At 51.5% G+C, this 17,366-nt stretch carries 16 protein-coding genes and 1 pseudogene; 10 read left to right on the top strand and 7 right to left on the bottom strand.

The window, feature by feature from the left end:
* The first annotated feature begins 7 nt into the window (after nucleotides 1-7).
* Genes K3T82_RS05250 through K3T82_RS05260 form a run of 3 tightly spaced genes read left to right on the top strand, consistent with a single transcriptional unit; the run spans nucleotide 8 to nucleotide 2,307 of the window.
* Nucleotides 8-526: a FixH family protein gene (locus tag K3T82_RS05250; RefSeq protein ID WP_220192433.1), complete on the top strand. Its 519-nt coding sequence runs from the start codon at nucleotides 8-10 to the stop codon at nucleotides 524-526.
* Entirely contained in the window at nucleotides 519-1,589 is a 1,071-nt protein-coding gene (locus K3T82_RS05255; protein WP_220192434.1) for an ATP-binding protein, read from the top strand. Before K3T82_RS05250 ends, K3T82_RS05255 begins: the two co-directional genes overlap by 8 nt.
* Nucleotides 1,579-2,307, top strand: coding sequence for a response regulator transcription factor (locus tag K3T82_RS05260; RefSeq protein WP_236031017.1), 729 nt, complete (start codon nucleotides 1,579-1,581; stop codon nucleotides 2,305-2,307). The genes K3T82_RS05255 and K3T82_RS05260 overlap by 11 nt, the downstream gene beginning before the upstream one ends.
* Nucleotides 2,308-2,767: 460 nt before the next feature.
* Here the strand turns inward: K3T82_RS05260 and K3T82_RS05265 are convergent, their stop codons facing one another.
* The 5 genes from K3T82_RS05265 to K3T82_RS05285 form a co-directional block, all read right to left on the bottom strand.
* Complete coding sequence (locus K3T82_RS05265; RefSeq protein WP_220192435.1) at nucleotides 2,768-3,802, bottom strand: energy-coupling factor transporter transmembrane component T family protein; 1,035 nt, start codon at nucleotides 3,800-3,802, stop codon at nucleotides 2,768-2,770.
* Nucleotides 3,803-3,821: 19 nt separating this feature from the next.
* Complete coding sequence (locus K3T82_RS05270) at nucleotides 3,822-4,703, bottom strand: energy-coupling factor transporter ATPase (RefSeq protein WP_220192436.1); 882 nt, start codon at nucleotides 4,701-4,703, stop codon at nucleotides 3,822-3,824.
* Nucleotides 4,696-5,523 carry an energy-coupling factor transporter ATPase gene (locus K3T82_RS05275; protein WP_220192437.1) on the bottom strand — a complete coding sequence of 276 codons (828 nt, stop codon included), beginning with the start codon at nucleotides 5,521-5,523 and terminating at the stop codon, nucleotides 4,696-4,698. Before K3T82_RS05275 ends, K3T82_RS05270 begins: the two co-directional genes overlap by 8 nt.
* 2 nt (nucleotides 5,524-5,525) lie before the next feature.
* On the bottom strand, nucleotides 5,526-6,308 hold the full coding sequence (locus K3T82_RS05280) for a DUF2232 domain-containing protein (RefSeq protein WP_220192438.1): 783 nt from the start codon (nucleotides 6,306-6,308) through the stop codon (nucleotides 5,526-5,528).
* A gap of 138 nt (nucleotides 6,309-6,446) precedes the next feature.
* A complete protein-coding gene (locus K3T82_RS05285; RefSeq protein ID WP_220192439.1) occupies nucleotides 6,447-6,722 on the bottom strand; it encodes a hypothetical protein in 276 nt (91 codons plus the stop codon).
* 25 nt (nucleotides 6,723-6,747) lie between these two features.
* Here K3T82_RS05285 and K3T82_RS05290 point away from each other — a divergent pair, with 25 nt between their 5' ends.
* The 4 genes and pseudogenes from K3T82_RS05290 to K3T82_RS05300 all read left to right on the top strand — a co-directional run bounded on the left by K3T82_RS05290 (nucleotide 6,748) and on the right by K3T82_RS05300 (nucleotide 11,509).
* Nucleotides 6,748-9,027, top strand: coding sequence for an ATP-dependent helicase (locus K3T82_RS05290; protein WP_220192440.1), 2,280 nt, complete (start codon nucleotides 6,748-6,750; stop codon nucleotides 9,025-9,027).
* Nucleotides 9,028-9,175: 148 nt separating this feature from the next.
* On the top strand, nucleotides 9,176-9,307 hold the full coding sequence (locus K3T82_RS49000) for a hypothetical protein (protein WP_268886619.1): 132 nt from the start codon (nucleotides 9,176-9,178) through the stop codon (nucleotides 9,305-9,307).
* 446 nt (nucleotides 9,308-9,753) lie between these two features.
* Entirely contained in the window at nucleotides 9,754-10,743 is a 990-nt protein-coding gene (locus K3T82_RS05295) for a polyprenyl synthetase family protein (protein ID WP_220192441.1), read from the top strand.
* Between the two features lie 116 nt (nucleotides 10,744-10,859).
* Nucleotides 10,860-11,509: pseudogene (locus tag K3T82_RS05300) on the top strand (ubiquinone/menaquinone biosynthesis methyltransferase).
* Nucleotides 11,510-11,620: 111 nt separating this feature from the next.
* On the opposite strand, the gene K3T82_RS05310 reads toward K3T82_RS05300, so the two are convergent.
* Entirely contained in the window at nucleotides 11,621-13,381 is a 1,761-nt protein-coding gene (locus tag K3T82_RS05310) for a protein kinase domain-containing protein (protein WP_220192444.1), read from the bottom strand.
* Nucleotides 13,382-13,791: 410 nt separating this feature from the next.
* A complete protein-coding gene (locus K3T82_RS05315) occupies nucleotides 13,792-14,256 on the bottom strand; it encodes an NUDIX domain-containing protein (protein WP_220192445.1) in 465 nt (154 codons plus the stop codon).
* Nucleotides 14,257-14,673: 417 nt separating this feature from the next.
* Here K3T82_RS05315 and K3T82_RS05320 point away from each other — a divergent pair, with 417 nt between their 5' ends.
* The 3 genes from K3T82_RS05320 (at nucleotide 14,674) to K3T82_RS05330 (ending at nucleotide 17,351) form a co-directional block, all read left to right on the top strand.
* Nucleotides 14,674-15,483, top strand: a complete 810-nt coding sequence (locus K3T82_RS05320) for a Cof-type HAD-IIB family hydrolase (RefSeq protein WP_220192446.1) — start codon at nucleotides 14,674-14,676, stop codon at nucleotides 15,481-15,483.
* Nucleotides 15,484-15,573: 90 nt separating this feature from the next.
* Complete coding sequence (locus tag K3T82_RS05325; RefSeq protein WP_220192447.1) at nucleotides 15,574-16,068, top strand: redoxin domain-containing protein; 495 nt, start codon at nucleotides 15,574-15,576, stop codon at nucleotides 16,066-16,068.
* Between the two features lie 62 nt (nucleotides 16,069-16,130).
* Nucleotides 16,131-17,351: a trans-sulfuration enzyme family protein gene (locus K3T82_RS05330; protein WP_220192448.1), complete on the top strand. Its 1,221-nt coding sequence runs from the start codon at nucleotides 16,131-16,133 to the stop codon at nucleotides 17,349-17,351.
* The last annotated feature ends 15 nt before the right edge of the window (nucleotides 17,352-17,366 follow it).

Genomic DNA, 17,366 nt, shown 5'->3' on the forward strand with positions numbered 1-17,366 from the left:
CAAGCAGATGCGTGTACGACCCTTCTTCTGGCTTCTCTTATTATGCGTAAGCGTTGCCATTCTGAGCATTGCCGCTTTTCGGCCCACATATATACCTGCGGTCCTTCGCGTCCAGGTCAATGAAGAGAGCCTTTTTCTGAACCACACTGCACTCATACAGGTTCATCTCAGCGACACTCAAGGACAACCCATCGATAAAGCTCAGATCACGCCCAGCGCTCGCATGCTCGCTATGGAAATGGGGCCCACAGACACCAGCGTTATATCACAGGGCAAAGGGCAATACGCCATTCATCTTCATCTGAACATGGCAGGAGCCTGGGAAATCACCATACAGACACAGGCAGATGGTTTTTCCGCACTCTCCTATGTGCTTCAAGTTCAGGTAAGTTCACAAGACAAGGCAACAGTGCACACAGAAGCGAGTTCCTGGTCACGCATATCATGTGATGCTACACTACAACAGGCATATAGCCCAACCACTCTCAACGAGATAGGAGCAAGAACGAGCAGCCATCGTGCATAAAGCCATCCATTTCCTCTTACAACAGATACGACGCTGGCGACTATCGCTCTTTGAGAAGGTTATTCTTGCGAATACAGTCATGCTCCTCGGCGAGGCTCAAGTTGGCTTCTGGGTTACAACGCATCATCTAGAACCTCATCATTACCTGCTCGACACAGGCTTTATCGTGACCGCGACCCTCTTAACCGTTTTCATCAACTTCTTCCTCTTGCGCTTAAGTTTTCGCCCACTTTTCAGCCTGCTTACAACGATTCGCAGAGTAAGTAAAGGAGAGACACAAGCACGCGCGAATTTATCCAGGGAACCTGATACAGAGATCGGCGAACTAGCCAACTCCTTCAATACGATGCTTGACCGCCTGGAGCAGACTCGCCATGAGCAGACTCGCCTCATATTACAGACCCAGGAGAATGAGCGCAGGCGCATCGCCCTTGAGCTTCACGACGAAGCCGGGCAAAACCTGACTGCCCTGCTGGTCCATACTGAGTTACTACACCAACAAGTGCGGCTACTTACCGCACATGATATTCGTCAAGAGACACAACAGCAATTCGAAACCGGGCTACAACAATTGAGCCAACTCACTCAGCAGACCCTTGAAGGAGTCAGAGTGCTCGCGCAACAACTCCGCCCCAGTGTCCTCGATGACCTGGGCTTACAGGCGGCGTTCCGTTGGCTCATCGAAGACAGCATGCAGCGCCTGCATCTTAAAGTCGAGCTCGTCATGACGGGTTTCTCTGGGGAGGCTCACCCGCTCTCACCCCTCTATGAGACAACCCTCTTCCGTATCGCCCAAGAAAGTCTGACGAACATCGTACGACATGCACAGACCAATCAGGCATGGATCGAATTACACCAGACAGAGCAGCGCCTGATCTTACGCATACGGGATAATGGGTGCGGAATTATATCCAGGCAGCAGAGTGCAGGGTCCGGCATTATCGGCATGCGTGAGCGAGCTTCACTCCTCCATGGGACGCTTACCATCAAGGCACATGAGGAGCAGGGAACAATCGTCGAAGCCATTCTACCTCGGGAAGAAAAGAGGTCACATGATAAGTAGAGGTGGAGAAGAGATGGGCCAGAAGAAACCATCACATGATATTCGCATTGTACTAGCTGACGACCATGATATCCTACGCCAGGGACTCAAGCTGTTACTTCAAACCCAGGAAGATATGTCTGTTGTCGGTGAGGCACGTAATGGTCTGGAAGCGGTACAATTGGCTGGTGAGCTACATCCTGACATTGTAGTAATGGATATCAGCATGCCGTTACTTGACGGAATGGAAGCATGTGAACGCATTCGCGCCCAAGAGCCCCAGACCCAACTCCTTATGCTTACCATGCATGAAAGCGAGGAGTACTTTCTACAATCTTTGCGCAAGGGTGCCGCAGGCTATATCGTTAAGAAGGCTGCTCCAACCGAACTATGCAACGCGGTTCGAACAATCGCGCATGGAGGAGCCTTTCTCTATCCAGGCCTTGCCAAAGCCCTGATTCGCGCCTACCTGGCTCCCCAGCCTACAGACGATGCAACACATAAGATCCAGCAACAAGAGCTGGACCATCATCTAAGCGCACTCACAGCACGCGAAATGGAGGTGCTAAAGTTGGTCGCGGCAGGCTTTACGAACCAGGAGATCGCAGACAAGCTTATCATCAGCATCAAAACAGTACAGGCACATCGCGCAAACATGATGGAGAAGTTGGGCCTCCGCGACATCACGCAACTAGTACGCTTCGCTTTGCATCATGGCTTGATTTCTCCCGATATCTAAACAGCCGCTACAAACACAAGCAGGGGCGTCTATAGAAGACGCCCCTGCTCATTTCCCCCCAAAGGGACCCAAACTGCTGAGTCGTGATTGAGCCATCTCCCCCAAGACAACTCATCAATGCCGATTATAGGCAACGTTAGATAGAATGAACTATTTGACGTTTCTTTCCCAGCTTGCCACTCAAAGGCAAATACGGCACCTGACTCAAACAACAACACGTTCCTACAAACCTTGCATGCATTGAAAGGACACACAGTCTGTAGTCAACTTTTGTTCCCCACGACATATAGTAATAGAGAGCAAAGAAGAACTGGTTACTAATACGTTAAGATCCGATTAAGATTTATTGAAATATAGTGCTCCAGGTTGAGAAAACGACATACATAAAACATCTAAAGCTTTAATTTTGGTTTCACAGTGATAATACCTCCTCATAGACATTCCTGAGCCTCTCCAACAATCAAATCAGGAGTGATCCAAGTGTAATCGCCAGTACACCACCTATTGTCAGGTAATCAGTTAAGGCAAAGCTTGTTTCATGGAGCATGGTTTGCTTCCCATTCACGACATATCCTCGTGCCTCTAGAGCGGTTGAGAGATCTATCGCACGTTGAAAGATATTGCGCAAAAGAGGAATAACAAGCATAATAACACCTTGAAAACGCTCTGTGAGCGTGCCGTCACTCAGGGAGGCTCCACGCGCCATTTGAGCCTTTCCTAGTTGCTCAATTTCATCTATCAATGTAGGGATAAAGCGGAGCGCAATGAGAAACATTAACGCGAAATCATCGACAGGGAAGCGCAGTAAACGCAAGGGAGCCATCAGGCGAGTCACGCTCTCTACCAGAGTCATTGGTGAGGTCGCGAGCATAACTAGTAACGAAAAGGAATAGAGCAGCAGGAGCCCTTCCACAGATACCAGCGTCCAGACCCCAAGGCGGGTTATAAAGATTGGACCCAGGGAGAGGGCTTGCTCCACGGTACCACTCATCAACCACACACTTGCCAGAGAACCCAGCATGAGCAGCCAGAACAATAATCGCAAACGCCGCGTCCAACGTTTTTGCCAGAACATCTTCAAAAATGTTAACGGTAACAACGAGGAGAGCAAGAAAAGAAGGCAGAGACCCGCTATCACGCCCAGGCCAGGATAAAGAATGCTATAGGGAATTGAGAGAGGTCCAAGGCTGGTAAGCGCGCTATCCCCCTTATCCACAGTAGTCGAGAAGGGAAATGTAACCGCCCCAATGAAGGTAAAGAGTAAGAGCCAGCGCATACGCAACCAGAGCACACGCGGCGAGACCGACGAGGCATAGAGCACTACTGCCAGCAATATGATGCCTACTATTGAGGGCGCGAAGTGCCAGGTATTTCTGCCGGCAATATAGAGCCATACAGCGCACCACAATAATAGAAGAAGCTTGGTACGCCCGCATAAGCGATGAAGAAAGCTATTGCCAGGATAGTAAACGCCGAGCGCAATATTTTGAAGCATATAATTCTATTTTTCTTAATCAAAGTTTACAACGATGAACGAAAAGCTTACTCTGAGCCTGGACCCAGGCCAGAGCCTCTTCAAGCGTATACGTTTCAGCGGGGATGGGAAGGCCATTTTGGCGCAGAAGCGCGAAAAGTTCGTGCAAAGGTGGAGGGGCAAGCCCCCAATCCAGAAGTTGCTCGACGCGGGCGAAGAGCTTCTGGGGTTTATCCCACGCCACCAGCTGTCCAGACGAAAGAATCAGGAGTGTATCAGCCAGGGCCGCAACCTCGGTCATGTCATGTGAAACCAGAATCACGGTCATCCCTTGCTCACGGCAGAAAACACGAAGGTATCGATAGAACTCAGTTCGCGCCTCCGCGTCCAGGCCCACAGTAGGCTCATCCAGAATCAACACCGATGGCCTCATAGCAAGAACGCCAGCCAGCGCCACGCGCCTTCGCTGTCCACCACTCAATTCCAATGGCGAGCGCCTGGCATACGCTTCAGGCGCAAGCCCAACACTTTCCAGAGCCGCGTGTACTCTTCCCTCAACTTCTCGAGGAGAAAGCCCCATACGGCGTGGGCCGAACGCAACATCATTAAAGATCGTCGTCTCAAAGAGTTGCATCTCAGGAAACTGGAAAAGCAGCCCCACACGCTGACGCAGGCTACGTAAATCCATCCCCTTTTCTTCTACCTTGACACCATCTACGATAACTTCGCCCTCAGTTGGAAAGAGTAAGCCGTTAAAATGCTGGATAAGCGTACTTTTGCCCGAACCAGTCACCCCAATAATGGCGGTACAACTACCACGCTCAATCTCCAGGCTCACATCAGTGAGAGCCACCTTCTGAGGCCCGCCAGCCTGGGTATAGACATGTGTGAGATGGCGAACAAGAATAATGGGCTCAGACACCAGCCACCTCCCGCGCGATAGCCTCTAACGTCAGAGCTTCAGGAGAGATTGGATAGCCAAGTCCACGCAATCGATGCGCAAACTCCAATGGCTCAGGAATAGCAAGCTTGAGGGCACGCAACATATCTAGATCACGAAAGATCATAGCAGGTGTCCCCTCTTGAATAATACGCCCACGCTCCATAACGACGACGCGATCAGCCAATATGGCCTCCTCTAACAGGTGAGTCACCTGGATAACAGCGATTTGATAGGTTTGACGAAGCTGGTGTAGCAGATTTGTAATCTCTCGGCGAGAAAGAGGGTCAAGCATAGATGTGGCTTCATCAGCGATAATACATTGTGGTCGCAATGCCAGGACACCCGCGATGGCCAGCCGTTGCCGCTGTCCGCCAGAAAGCTTCTGGGGTGGCCTGTTTGCTAGATGAGAGATACCAACCGCATTGAGCGCCCATGCGACCCGCTCTTGAATCTCAGGCAGGCGCATACCGCGCACAGCCAGCGACCAGGACACATCATCCTCAACAATAGTCGCAATGATCTGATTATCTGGATTTTGAAAGATCATCCCCACACAATCACGAACGCGCTGTCGCTTCACTTCATCGCGTGTATCTATACCATCGACCAGCACCCGACCTGCGTCTGGTACTAGAAGCGCGTTACAGTGACGAGCCAACGTTGACTTGCCGCTCCCATTATGGCCCAGTAATACCAGGTACTCTCCCCGAGCGATGCACAACGAGATATCCTCAAGCGTGAGGGCCTCTCCCTGCCGATATGAATAGCAAGCATGCTGAATATCAATCAAAGTGGTCATACTCAGGCGTTCCTTTCCAGGTTGCGCATACCACGATGCCTCCTCCATACACGCCAGCGTTTGACCACGCCAAGCAGTATTCCAATAACACTCCGCACAATTTTACGCACAACCCGCTCCAGACGTCGTCCCGGAAAAGGAAGAACGTCATACCCAAGTTGGCGCACAACAATATTTGTGAAGGCATAGATAATCGTCACAAACGGGGTCAAGATCAAGCATATGATAAGGTAGAGCGCAAACCACCAGTAGGTCCGGAACCAGACTCCCAGAGCAAGTGCGCTCGCCTCCACATTCGAGTGCCACCAGCCAATTATACCGAATCTCGCGACCACAACCACTGTAACCTGCCCTAGAACCGCGTTAAACTGGTCAATAGTTCGCGCGACTGTGTCCAGCGAACGACCAGCGAGCAGAGGAACAAGCAATAAGAGACCATAAAGCCCAATGGCACCGCATAAAACGCCAATCAACAAGAGCAAAAATGGCGGGAAGCGCAGGCGCATCGTGACACCCAGAAAGAGGCCGCCAACACATTCTAAGAAAGTTAGTGGAAGCGCGGTTGGTCCCATCAGGACAATGATTAGGAAGAGCGCCACTCCTAGCCCAAAGAGCGCGGCATACAGACCTCGGCGCAGGACTAGAATCGAGAAGGCCAGAAAGATCAGGCTGCGAAAGACATCCCCCACAAAAGGAAGGTACATAACGGCCAATTGTGCGATAACAGCGATATCTGCCAGCAGCGCCCCCTCTGCGATTTCAATAGTTCGCAAATTTCGAAACATATATGCTCTAACCTATTTTCGTTTTTCTCTGATTGTAAGCCTTTTCGCCTGGAAGACAAGGTCTTAAACACAATAAAATTAGCACACGTGTTATAATAATCAGCCTCACACCTACAGCTCACTATAGCCAAAGAGGCCCTACCATCCCCCATCGCAAAGGTTTGCCAAGGTCACATCATGAATAGCGAAGACAGCAATTCTGGCAGTACTATACTCCGTTGCCAAGCAATAGGCACGCATGCTATAGTACGAAACCGTGACCAGTTCCAATTTATACTTGCTCCTTGTTTGAAAACCTGAGTGCGCCTGTGTTGATACGAGAACCAACGCTGCCTGATTGGCAGCTAGCGCTAGCGCGCTCAGGTTCTCGTCCAAGGAGAGCACTAGCCGCAGCAGCGGCATTGGTTTTCGCATAAGACCTTAGGAAGAGATGTGTAGGATGGCAACCCAGCGAGCACACGCAAAAGCGAAAACAGCAGCCAAAGCAGAATTCAGCGCCAACCCACAACAGGCTGCCGCTATAGCCCATACTGATGGCCCGGCGGCATTTATCGCGGCGGCAGGCACAGGCAAAACAGCGATCCTGGTACAACGTCTTGTACGCTTGATCGCTGATAGTGCCGTCTCCCCTGAAGCCATTCTCTGTGTTACCTTCACTCGTGCCGCAGCCGAAGAGATGGAGAAGCGTGCTCTCAAAGCTCTTAAAACCAGGGGCTATGCCGCCAAGGATCTGAAAACGCTCCGCGTCATGACCTTTCACGGGCTCGGACATGTGATGCTACGAGAAAAGCTTCAAATGAAACCCCAGGAGCTCAATCAGCGTCTCATCAGCGGCGACCCACGTCAGTGGTTAGCGGAAGATATCGTCCGTCCCTGGCGGAGTGACCGCACACGCGGCATGAACTGGGAGGTCAACATCACAGACGTTCTGGCAGCGGTTGATAGAGCCAAAGAAGAGCTTATCCAGCCGCCACAATCACTAGACTTCTTTCGTAGCCACCTGGGGCTTGAAGCAGAACTAGCCGTTCGTTACCAGGAATTTTTTGAGCGATACGAACAGACCAAGCAAAAGGAAAAGCTCTATGATCTCTCGGATCTGATCTATATCCCCCTGCTCCTCCTCGAAAGCAGTCCCAAGTTTCGCAAAACCTGGCAAAATCGCTATCGCTATCTCCAGGTCGACGAGACCCAGGACACTAATCCCTCACAGTATAAACTTATTCAATATCTCGCCGCGCCCAAACACAATGTCGTCGTGGTAGGAGATCCGGATCAGGCCATTTATCAGTTCCGAGGTGCCAGCCCCGAAGCCTCGATTCTCTCCTTTCGCAGCATGTATCCCAAGGGCAAAATCTATCCCATCGAGCATAACTATCGCTCGACACCCCAGATCCTCGAAGCTGCCAATCTCCTCATTAGTAAAAATGATATCACGCCTGGCTTTGAGAAGATGCTTCGCCCTACACGTCCGAATGGGGCTCCAGTACTTGTCACAGCGTATCCTGACCAGGAAAGTGAGGCCGATGGCATCGCCAACCGTATCGAGGAACTCGCGCGCGCTTGGCACAATCAACAACAAGCGCTCAGCTATCGCGATATCTATGTGCTCTCACGAACCAATTACCATCTGGCGAACCTGGAAATCGCTCTAGCGCGTCATCGGATCCCTTATCGCACTGTTGGAGGCTCTTCGTTCTTCAAACGCAAAACGACACGTGATATCCTGGCTTATTTGACACTGGTAGATGGTATGCGCGTCTATCAAGAGTTCCTGGCATCTCGCCAGACTCCCAATCCTCAGAGGCGTGACCAGGTCTTTACACCTGTTCACTGCGGCGAGCAGAACGCGGCCTTTCGCGTCGTCGCCAATATCCCTTCACGTGAGTATTTCACACGAACAGGCAAAACCTCACATCGTTTCACGCCAACCTTTTATGGTACACTCACATCCTTCGCAGGCGGACAACCACTCTTGCAGTTCTGTGAGGAGCAGGCATATACCATCTCCTCCGAATTCCAATTCGGCGTCAAGGATTTTGTAGGGTTGATCCAACGCATCTGGAATAGGTGCCGAAATAGACCAGCAGAGGCAATCAAGCTAATTCGCGAGTATGCCTACGATACGCACCTCCTACATTATGATAGTCGACAGAAAGAGAACTCGGAGGACGAAGAGGGAGTCCCTAAGCCACGCGAAGATACCAAGAGTGAGGGACGCTATGATGAATTGGAAGAATTAAGCGAGATCGCACAACGCCACCATACCATCCGCCACTTTTTGCAAGCCATGGCCCAACTTAAGGAGCAGGCCGAGGATAGCAGCAAAAATAAGCGAGATTGTGTGAGTTTGATGACAGTCCACAAATCAAAGGGGCTAGAAGCGCCAGTCGTTTTCGTAATGGGCATGACTGAAGGGATATTCCCCCATAAACGCTCATTTACGATGGCGGAGGACGGCCCTATTGAGACCTCGAACATCGCTGAGGAACGCCGCCTGGCCTATGTCGCCTATACGCGCGCGCAACAACTGCTCTTCGTGACCTCAATTCTCCGCTATCGTGGCACAGATGCTCTTGCCTCGCGCTTTATCTATGAAGCTGGACTCAAACCTACTGATGAAGATGGCATTCTAAATCCCTATTTGATGTATCGCGACGGCTCGCCGCGCGAGGAGCCACCTAAGGCTCCCCCTGCCATTAGTGCTCCAACCTTATTCTAGAAATCATCATTAGCAATTCAGGAATATCGTGTTCAGGGTTTCTCACCGCTTACAATAACGGCGCTTGAATCCTGAAACTCTTGCCTGTGCTTTCAATGAAAAAGCGAATTATCGCAGGTAATATATTAACAGAGGGTATGCCATTCATTTGCCTGAGCGCAGCCGTCTGAGAAGATCAGACGTCGCGCAACACCAACTCAACCTGAAGTGGAGCAATATGGCGGCGAAGCTAGCCGCCGCTCAGGCGGCGTTGGCAAATGCTTTTCTTAATATGCGATGAGAAAACCTAAACACAATATTTCAATGAATAACTCAGGGAGACGACAACGAACAAATAGGGGCAAATAGGGGTAAGAAAGGACAAATTTTAGCCGATTGGATAAAAAATGGGTGCAAGCTGATTCTAAAACACGGAAGGTATATACGCTGATTCGGCCTCAAAAGCCAATTCATCCGCATTGTTCGAGAGTGCGTATATGTACTATAATCTATAGGGAACATTTCTAAGAACACCGTAGCTAAAGGTCTCTATCGCCATCTACCTATCTCATATATCCCTGGTTCGCCGTATCCTACATGCTGGCAGGCAAGGAGACTCATTACATTGGGATGGATGATACTATTTGTCCCATCAGAAAACCATACCAACTAAGGAGGACGGCAAGTCCTCCCACCCCCTGAAAGGGCGGGAATCCTTGCCGCGTTCAATATGGAGAACTCCAGACTATGAAAACAACGGCCGCTTTGAGCCGACTCTTCGCCGGTATCCAGGCAGACCTTGACCTGGTAGACAAGACTTTCCAGGAGCGAGCTACATCAGGGCTAGATATTCTTAATACAGCCTCCATGCACGCCATCTCCTCTCCAGGGAAACGTCTGCGAACAGCGCTTACTCTTCTCTCTGGTAAACTCAATACTTATCGCTTTCAAAAGCTTCTGCTTCTGAGCGTCGCCTTTGAAATGACGCATCTGGCTACGCTCATCCATGACGACATCATTGATGAGGCAAGCACACGCCGGGGCCATCCAACAGTCAATGCCCTTTGGGGCGATAAGATCTCGATCTTACTCGGAGATTACTACTTCGCCAAGACGGCTGGCCTGATCGCTGATATCGAAGACCCTCGTATCGACCATCTCTTCTCCGACACTGTCGCCACAGTCTGTGAAGGCACTATTTTGGAGATTATGACCTCGGGTAATGCCGACCTAAGCCAGGAAACCTACTTCGAGAAGATTAAAAACAAGACTGCCTGCTTGTTTGCCGCATGCAGCAAGGGGGGCGCAATCATTAGCGGCGCAAGCCCAGAAGAGATCGAGCGCCTGCACGCCTATGGGCAACACCTGGGGATTGCCTTCCAGATCATTGATGACATTCTTGACTATACGCAAGATCAATCAACTATTGGCAAGCCAGCAGGCAACGATCTGCGCCAGGGTATGGTTACGCTCCCACTGATTTACGCCCTGGAAGATGAATCCCAGAATGGATACCGTCAGCAGGTACAATCATTACTCACCCAAACAACCCACAAGGAAGAGGACATTACAGCGATCGTAGGATGGGTAACACGCGGCAATGGTGTGAAGAAATCGCTGTTAGATGCGCACGCGCATGGCAACAAGGCCCGAGAGGCGCTCTATCACTTTCCGCCTTCACCCGATCGCGATGTGCTGGATGAGTTGATTGACTTTGTCCTGTCCCGTAATAAATAAGGTTGAGAAGTAGTATGTCTGCAAAACTCTCTCTTGAGGAAAAATTTAAGGAAACAGGCGGGAAACAGCCCTATGTACGCCGCCTCTTTGGCCGAATCGCGGGTATCTACGACCTGATGAATCGCCTGATGAGCTTAGGGCTCGACCCATATTGGCGCAAGCGGGCGGCGCGCTATCTTGCTCTCGCTACTGGCGAGACGGGCCTAGATCTTGGCGCTGGTACCGCCGATCTCTCTATCGCCGTCATTCGCAACTCGGGTCCCGATACACACATGCTAGGCATGGATATTACACCTGAAATGCTCGAGGTTGGACGCAAAAAGATTCAGCGGCTTGGGTTACAGAACCGCATCGAACTACGTGTCGGCGATGCCGAAAATATTGATCTCCCTGATAATAGCGTCGATGGCTGCTGCTCGGCCTTTACAGTGCGTAATCTGACGAATATCTCCAAGGGCTTCCGCGAGATGTTGCGTGTAGTACGTCCTGGCGGACGCGTCGTCTGTCTGGAGATCAGCCACCCACCAGGCAAAATCTTTGGCGGGCTGTTTTATCTCTACTTCTACAAGCTTGCTCCACTCTTCGGGACGATTCTTGGCAAAGCCTTCGAAGAATACAACTATCTACCCAATTCCCTGACCACCTTCCCCAAGGCCCCCAACTGAAAGTCATCATGGAGGAAGCCGGGTGGAGCAACGTAAACTATTATTACCTCAATGGCGGTATTGTCGCCCTACACGTGGGTACAAAGGCCGCAGAAGCATAGCGCTTGTCAAAGCTATGCGAAGCGGGGAGGAAGGCGAATCAAGATTATTCGCCTTCCTCCCCGCTTCGTGTGTTAGCATGCCACTATAAATTAATAATTGCCGAATTAGCGCTACATACCGCGACTGATGAGCACTACAATGAACAGGCAGGCCACGATCCCAATGAACCAGAACGCGGAATGTAAGCGGTCGTTGCGTTCAACCATTGGAGGTAGGTCTTCAGGTCTGGGCAGCAGGGCCTTTGTTTCATCCTCCTCGACAGCAGTGCTCATCAGCATGTTTGGCAACATCTGCGCCACGCTGTCCGGCGACTCGCTGGGTGCACTCGAAAAACCACCACTAAATGCCACAGGGGCCGCGCTGGTAAACGAAGCTCCTGAAGCAGAGACAATGGCTCCCATTGGCATCTGAAGGCCACCCTTCCAGGCCGATAACTCCTGCTTGAGCTCAGAGGCATTGCGATAGCGCTGGGCCACATTGGGGCGCAGCCCGCGAGCAAGAACCGCTTCAAACTGCGCAGAGAGGCTGGGATTGAGTCGCCGCGCCGGGGGTACGCCCTCAAGACTTCCATCTCGTACAGGGGCACTACCCGTCGCTACGTGATAGACAGTCGCTAACAAGGAATACAGGTCTGACCGAGTATCGATAAACCCATTTTCCACCTCAGGGGCTGCATACGGAGGAAGCTTTGAGCGATCCAGGCTTGCGCCATACATACCACCAGAACCAGCCTGCACTACCGAGAAACCCGTCAGCACATACTGACCATTAGGACTAATAATGATATCTTCAGGGCGTATCATACCATGTACAACAGGCTGTTTCTGAGCGGAGAGAGCCTCTAGGACCTCCGCAATCTGGAGACAGCATTCCAGGATCTCCTGCTCCGGCACAGGGCGTCCCAGGCGTCTCATGCGCGTCATTAGAGAATTGCCCTCGATAGGTTCGAAGCAGAAAAAGTTACGTCCATTCTCCGTAAAAGCATCCCAGAGTGAAGGAACACGGGGCAACTGGCCTGCCGCCATTAAAGACACAGTCGCGCTCCGCAGGATCGACTGGGCGCTCTCTCTGCCTTCTGCAATGACAACTTCGCGGAGCAATACGGGAGTACGCCCCCGCTGTGCATCCTGGGCAACCCATGTCACCTCAAAGGTTCCCGGCTTCCACTCCTGGCGTGATAGCACTTCATGAAGGCGATAGCGCCCATTGCGCAAAACCGTACCAGGTGCGAGAGGCTCAGTTATGCCAGACTGTGGTTCGGCCTCGCCATGTGGAATTTCTTCGCCTGATTCAGCTGAAGAGAAATGGGATTCCGAACGCGCATCATAGGCACGCTGATCTGGGGGACCACTCACCAGGCGATTCGGACGCGGTATAGCCGGCGTTAAGCGTTCTCCAGGCTGTAACGCCTGAGGACGCGCTGGCGATTGCGTCTGGGGACGCAGTGGTAAACCTAGCTGAGAAGCTGGGAAGGGCTCTTGTGAACCTCTCAGATCAGGCAAACCACCTGAATGTAGCGCGCCACTTGCAAAAGGCGCACCGCGATCCGTCGATGGAGGATTCACATCTGGCAAAGGCGGCAGATGTGAATCACTGGCAAAACGGACTCCATGATCCAGGGAAGGCAAAGGCGCATGCACCTCAAAACTCTGGTGAGGTGCTCGGGGCTCCGGCTCAAACTGTGGCACTAAAGGATTTTGAGCCCAAAAAGGGTCATCGGAACGCGCGAATTCCGGAAATGCGGTCCGTCCCTCTGCCTGCTGTGTGACAGATACGCGCTTTGGCTCATTCTCCGGTCCAGAAGCGGTGCCAGACCCGGTACGCGGCATACGCACCAAAAGGCCACAACGCTTACAGGGACTCTTTGTCACATCCCATTCATTTCCACAACGCGGGCATATCATTGACTCACTCCGCTTCAACCGACTAGCAGCCCAGCTCTGGCCTTGATTTTACAGGGTTGACCAATAGCCTTCCCCCAAATTGATCGAGGCCTGCCGCAATACTGCCATAAACGACGATGTATGTAGCAAATATAGATAACCCACCCACTCTTCCCGCACCGCTTTCCATGTAAATACAACACAACACATGATATACAGGGCGGCCTCTGCCTCAATGCAGAAGATAGGCAAGAATAACAAGAGCCTATTAACACGCAAAGTATAAGACCCGCTTTTACAGGGTGTCAATACGCCTATCTATTTGTACTAGGTATTTTCCGCCACGCATTCAAACCTATCCAGGCTCATTTCCTTGCCTGAACTGTTCTCCGTTATCTTCAGGAAAGCCTGACTTCACCACTCAGGTAATCCTTGAGCATGGTCTCACAATCAAAGGCCATATGTCCAAATACGTCATCTGCTGAACGCCAGCACGCCTTTCCTTCGCTAGAGTTGTGTTGCTCGCCACCCAGGATTTGCCCCTGGTACGCAATCGAGACCGCACGCAAACGGGGATCACGCTCAGGATCAGAATAAACCCCAATAATCTTCTCCAATCGCACAAGGTAGCCGGTTTCCTCATGCACCTCACGCAATAGCGCAGCTTCAATGGTCTCACGATAGCGAACGATACCACCAGGTAAGGTATACCCCAATCCATCAGCACGCTCAACCAGCAGAAATACGCCATCGCGCTCTACAATCGCACAAGCGCTCAGGATAGGCGAAATTTGTCCCCATGTCAACAGGGCTATCAGGCGAAAGACGAGACCGGCTAACCAGCCTTTTAACTTCTCTCGCATATACTCCCCCCATTGCTCCTTCTATTAGATATGTGATGATCAGGCGCGCCATCCTCTTGCACTCTTCTTTGCATCCTTAAACTTCTCCCTCTAGCGACAACTCTGTACGCTTCAGGCTCCTACTGACCTTTCCACACTCTTGTAACCTACACTTTGTTGTTTTGTCATAGAGACACAAACCAAACGCTATTGGCTATAAGCAAAGCATAGCGGGCTTCGCCATAGGCAAAGTTTTGCCTTTAATCAGTATAGGGGCAATTTTAGCATTTTTACAAGGTTTCACACCTTTTGTCATATGCACTCGCGATACAACCTGTCTTCACCAACTTGCCCGCTTGGGATATGCTACAATGGCCCTGATAGCAATTACAGCTATCAGAGCCAAGTATAAAATTTGATTCAGGAGCACCTGCTAGTATGTATCGTTTACTCGCGCTTGACCTCGACGGAACCCTGCTTGATTCTCAGCGACGCATCACACCACGCACGCATCGTGCGTTACAACAGGTCGTAGAGGCTGGTATCACGCTAGTCATCGCGACAGGACAAACATTCCCCGCGCTCCTATCCCTCTGCCCAGGAGTCCCCCTCAATGGGCCACAAATCGTCTTCAATGGCGCACAAATTATTAATATCGACGATCAAGCATCACTCTTTGAACGCCTTGTTCCAACAGAATATATTCTGCCAGCACTCTCAGCTCTGCAAGAACAAGGAATTTCACGCGTCTACCACACCCATGAGCGCGTCTTCGCCGACGAAGGCACACCCGGCATAGAAGACTGGTATATCCCTCCCGCACCACCCGCCATCATCGTTCGCGATGTCTCGACACTTTATCCACGCCCCTGTATTAAGCTCGCTGGTGTGTGCGATCCTGCTGAACTGGCTCGCAAGCGTATCTATTTTGAAGAGCTTTTCGCGCCACGGCTGTATGTGACACAAGCAGCATCTGATCTAATAGAGTTTCTCCATCCCGAGGCTTCAAAAGGCCATGCTCTGGCCCATATCGCACACCTGCTCGACATCCCCGCCACAGAAATCATAGCCATTGGTGACAACCATAACGATATAGGGATGCTGCGTTTCGCGGGCCTAGGGATCGCGATGGGGAACGCATCTGAAGAAGTAAAAGCAGCTGCACACTATGTTACGAGCAATAACGATGAAGAAGGTGTCGCACTGGCTCTCGAAGGACACATTCTTCCCTTTGTGGCACAACAGTAGCCGAACAGATCATGTGAGGCCCCTCTGGTATCTACTGAGCCATATGAGGTACTATATAATCTATATGCAGCATTGTGAGGAGAGGTTTCTATGACAGAGAATCAGGCCAAGATCAAGCTAATACCGGGCGAGATCATTCCCGCCTTTACGCTACCCGGACCCGATGGTATACCCCATAGCCCCTGGGATTATAAGCAGCGTGAGAACCTGCTGCTACTCTTCGTGCCAAGCCTTACCAACGTGCAGGCGCGAGCATGGATCAGTGGCTTTGCCAAATACTATCGCGAGTTCCGAGATGAGCGATGCGCGATCCTGGCACTGACCCCCGATCCGGTGGTGGTAAACCTCGAGGCACAGGAAGAACTGAGCCTCCCCTTTCCCCTATTGGCTGATCCACAGGGCAGAGTCATCGCGCGCTTTACCAGATGGGATTCCGCCTCGCGCGAGCTGACACCCGGCATTGTGCTGACAGATCGTTATAATGCGCTCTACCAACATGGGTTCGCTGTGGAGGAATCAGAACGACCCTCTATTGACGATGTGCTGGCATCACTACGCCATATTAACACGCTCTGTACCCCCTGACGTATCCTGGTCAGGCCGCTCATGCCTGACACTCATTACCCCAACTAAGAGGTCGCTTGCACATGACAGAACAAAACGCCACCTGGCACCCTAGCACACAGTTTATCCACGAAAATCGCCAGGCAAGATCACGCTACTTGACTGGCACTCCAACGGTTCAACCCATTCATGCCAGCACTACCTACATTCATCAGAATAGTGAGGCACTTGATAGGGCCTTTAGTGGACAAACCCCGGAGGGCGATCCCGCCTTTGTATACGCCCGCCAGGGCAACCCCAACGCACAGGTCCTTGAAGACGCACTGGCACGAGCAGAGGGCGGTGTAGGAGCCATCACATTTGGCTCAGGCATGGCAGCCATCAATGCGGCCTTTATCACGGCAGGGCTCACCACAGGCACAAAAGTGCTCGCCTCTAAAGATTTATATGGACCATCCATCGGCCTCCTACAGGCACACTTTCAGCCAAATGGTGTCGAAATTGTCCTCAAAGACCTCTGTGGGCCAGATGTTGGCGATATTATCAACGCTGAGCAGCCCGATGTAATTTATTTAGAGACCATTTCTAATCCCCTTGTTAAGCTCGCAGACCTGGATGCCATCAGCACCGCCGCGCACGCCGTTGGAGCGATCACAATAATCGATAGCACCTTCGCGACTCCCTATCTTGTGCGTCCGTTAGAGCATGGCTTCGATATGGTGGTACATAGCACTACCAAATATATCAGTGGTCATGGAGACAGCACAGGAGGCGTAGTCATCAGCGCGAAGAATTCTCTACTTGGGCAGTTACGAGGGAATGCGAATCTCCTGGGCGCGATGCTTAGCCCCTTTGAAGCCCACCTGATTATGCGCGGCTTGCGCACTCTAGCCCTACGCATGGAGCGCCATTGTAGCAACGCTTATCAGGTTGCTCACTTCCTGCAACAGCATTCTTCTGTTGAGCGAGTCTATTATCCTGGTCTCTCTAACCATCCACAGCATACCCTCGCTACACGCTTGCTCAGCGATGAGATGTATGGTGGGTTACTTTCATTCGAGCTAAAAGAGCAGACGCGAGAGGCCGTCTACGCCTTTATGGATCGCCTCCAATTGTGCCTGGTAGCAACCTCACTAGGCGATGTCTTCTCCCTCGTCAGCTATCCTCCTATGTCGTCACACCGGACGCTCAGCGAAAGCGAGCGCCATAGCCTGGGCATCAATGCTGGGTGCATCCGCCTCTCAGTTGGGATCGAACACATCGACGATATTCTCTCTGATCTCGATCAGGCGTTACGTGGCTAGCAAGCGTACAAATAT

Source organism: Ktedonospora formicarum, assembly GCF_016587355.1.
GTDB classification, from domain to species: domain Bacteria; phylum Chloroflexota; class Ktedonobacteria; order Ktedonobacterales; family Ktedonobacteraceae; genus Ktedonobacter; species Ktedonobacter formicarum.

Coding starts and splice junctions, on each gene's coding strand:
- K3T82_RS05250 (WP_220192433.1), top strand. CDS start 8: ATGCGTGTACGACCCTTCTTCTGGCTTCTCTTATTATGCGTAAGCGTT.
- K3T82_RS05315 (WP_220192445.1), bottom strand. CDS start 14,256: ATGCGAGAGAAGTTAAAAGGCTGGTTAGCCGGTCTCGTCTTTCGCCTG.
- K3T82_RS05275 (WP_220192437.1), bottom strand. CDS start 5,523: ATGACCACTTTGATTGATATTCAGCATGCTTGCTATTCATATCGGCAG.
- K3T82_RS05280 (WP_220192438.1), bottom strand. CDS start 6,308: ATGTTTCGAAATTTGCGAACTATTGAAATCGCAGAGGGGGCGCTGCTG.
- K3T82_RS05285 (WP_220192439.1), bottom strand. CDS start 6,722: ATGCGAAAACCAATGCCGCTGCTGCGGCTAGTGCTCTCCTTGGACGAG.
- K3T82_RS05260 (WP_236031017.1), top strand. CDS start 1,579: ATGATAAGTAGAGGTGGAGAAGAGATGGGCCAGAAGAAACCATCACAT.
- K3T82_RS05265 (WP_220192435.1), bottom strand. CDS start 3,802: ATGCTTCAAAATATTGCGCTCGGCGTTTACTATCCTGGCAATAGCTTT.
- K3T82_RS05330 (WP_220192448.1), top strand. CDS start 16,131: ATGACAGAACAAAACGCCACCTGGCACCCTAGCACACAGTTTATCCAC.
- K3T82_RS05320 (WP_220192446.1), top strand. CDS start 14,674: ATGTATCGTTTACTCGCGCTTGACCTCGACGGAACCCTGCTTGATTCT.
- K3T82_RS05295 (WP_220192441.1), top strand. CDS start 9,754: ATGAAAACAACGGCCGCTTTGAGCCGACTCTTCGCCGGTATCCAGGCA.
- K3T82_RS05325 (WP_220192447.1), top strand. CDS start 15,574: ATGACAGAGAATCAGGCCAAGATCAAGCTAATACCGGGCGAGATCATT.
- K3T82_RS05290 (WP_220192440.1), top strand. CDS start 6,748: ATGGCAACCCAGCGAGCACACGCAAAAGCGAAAACAGCAGCCAAAGCA.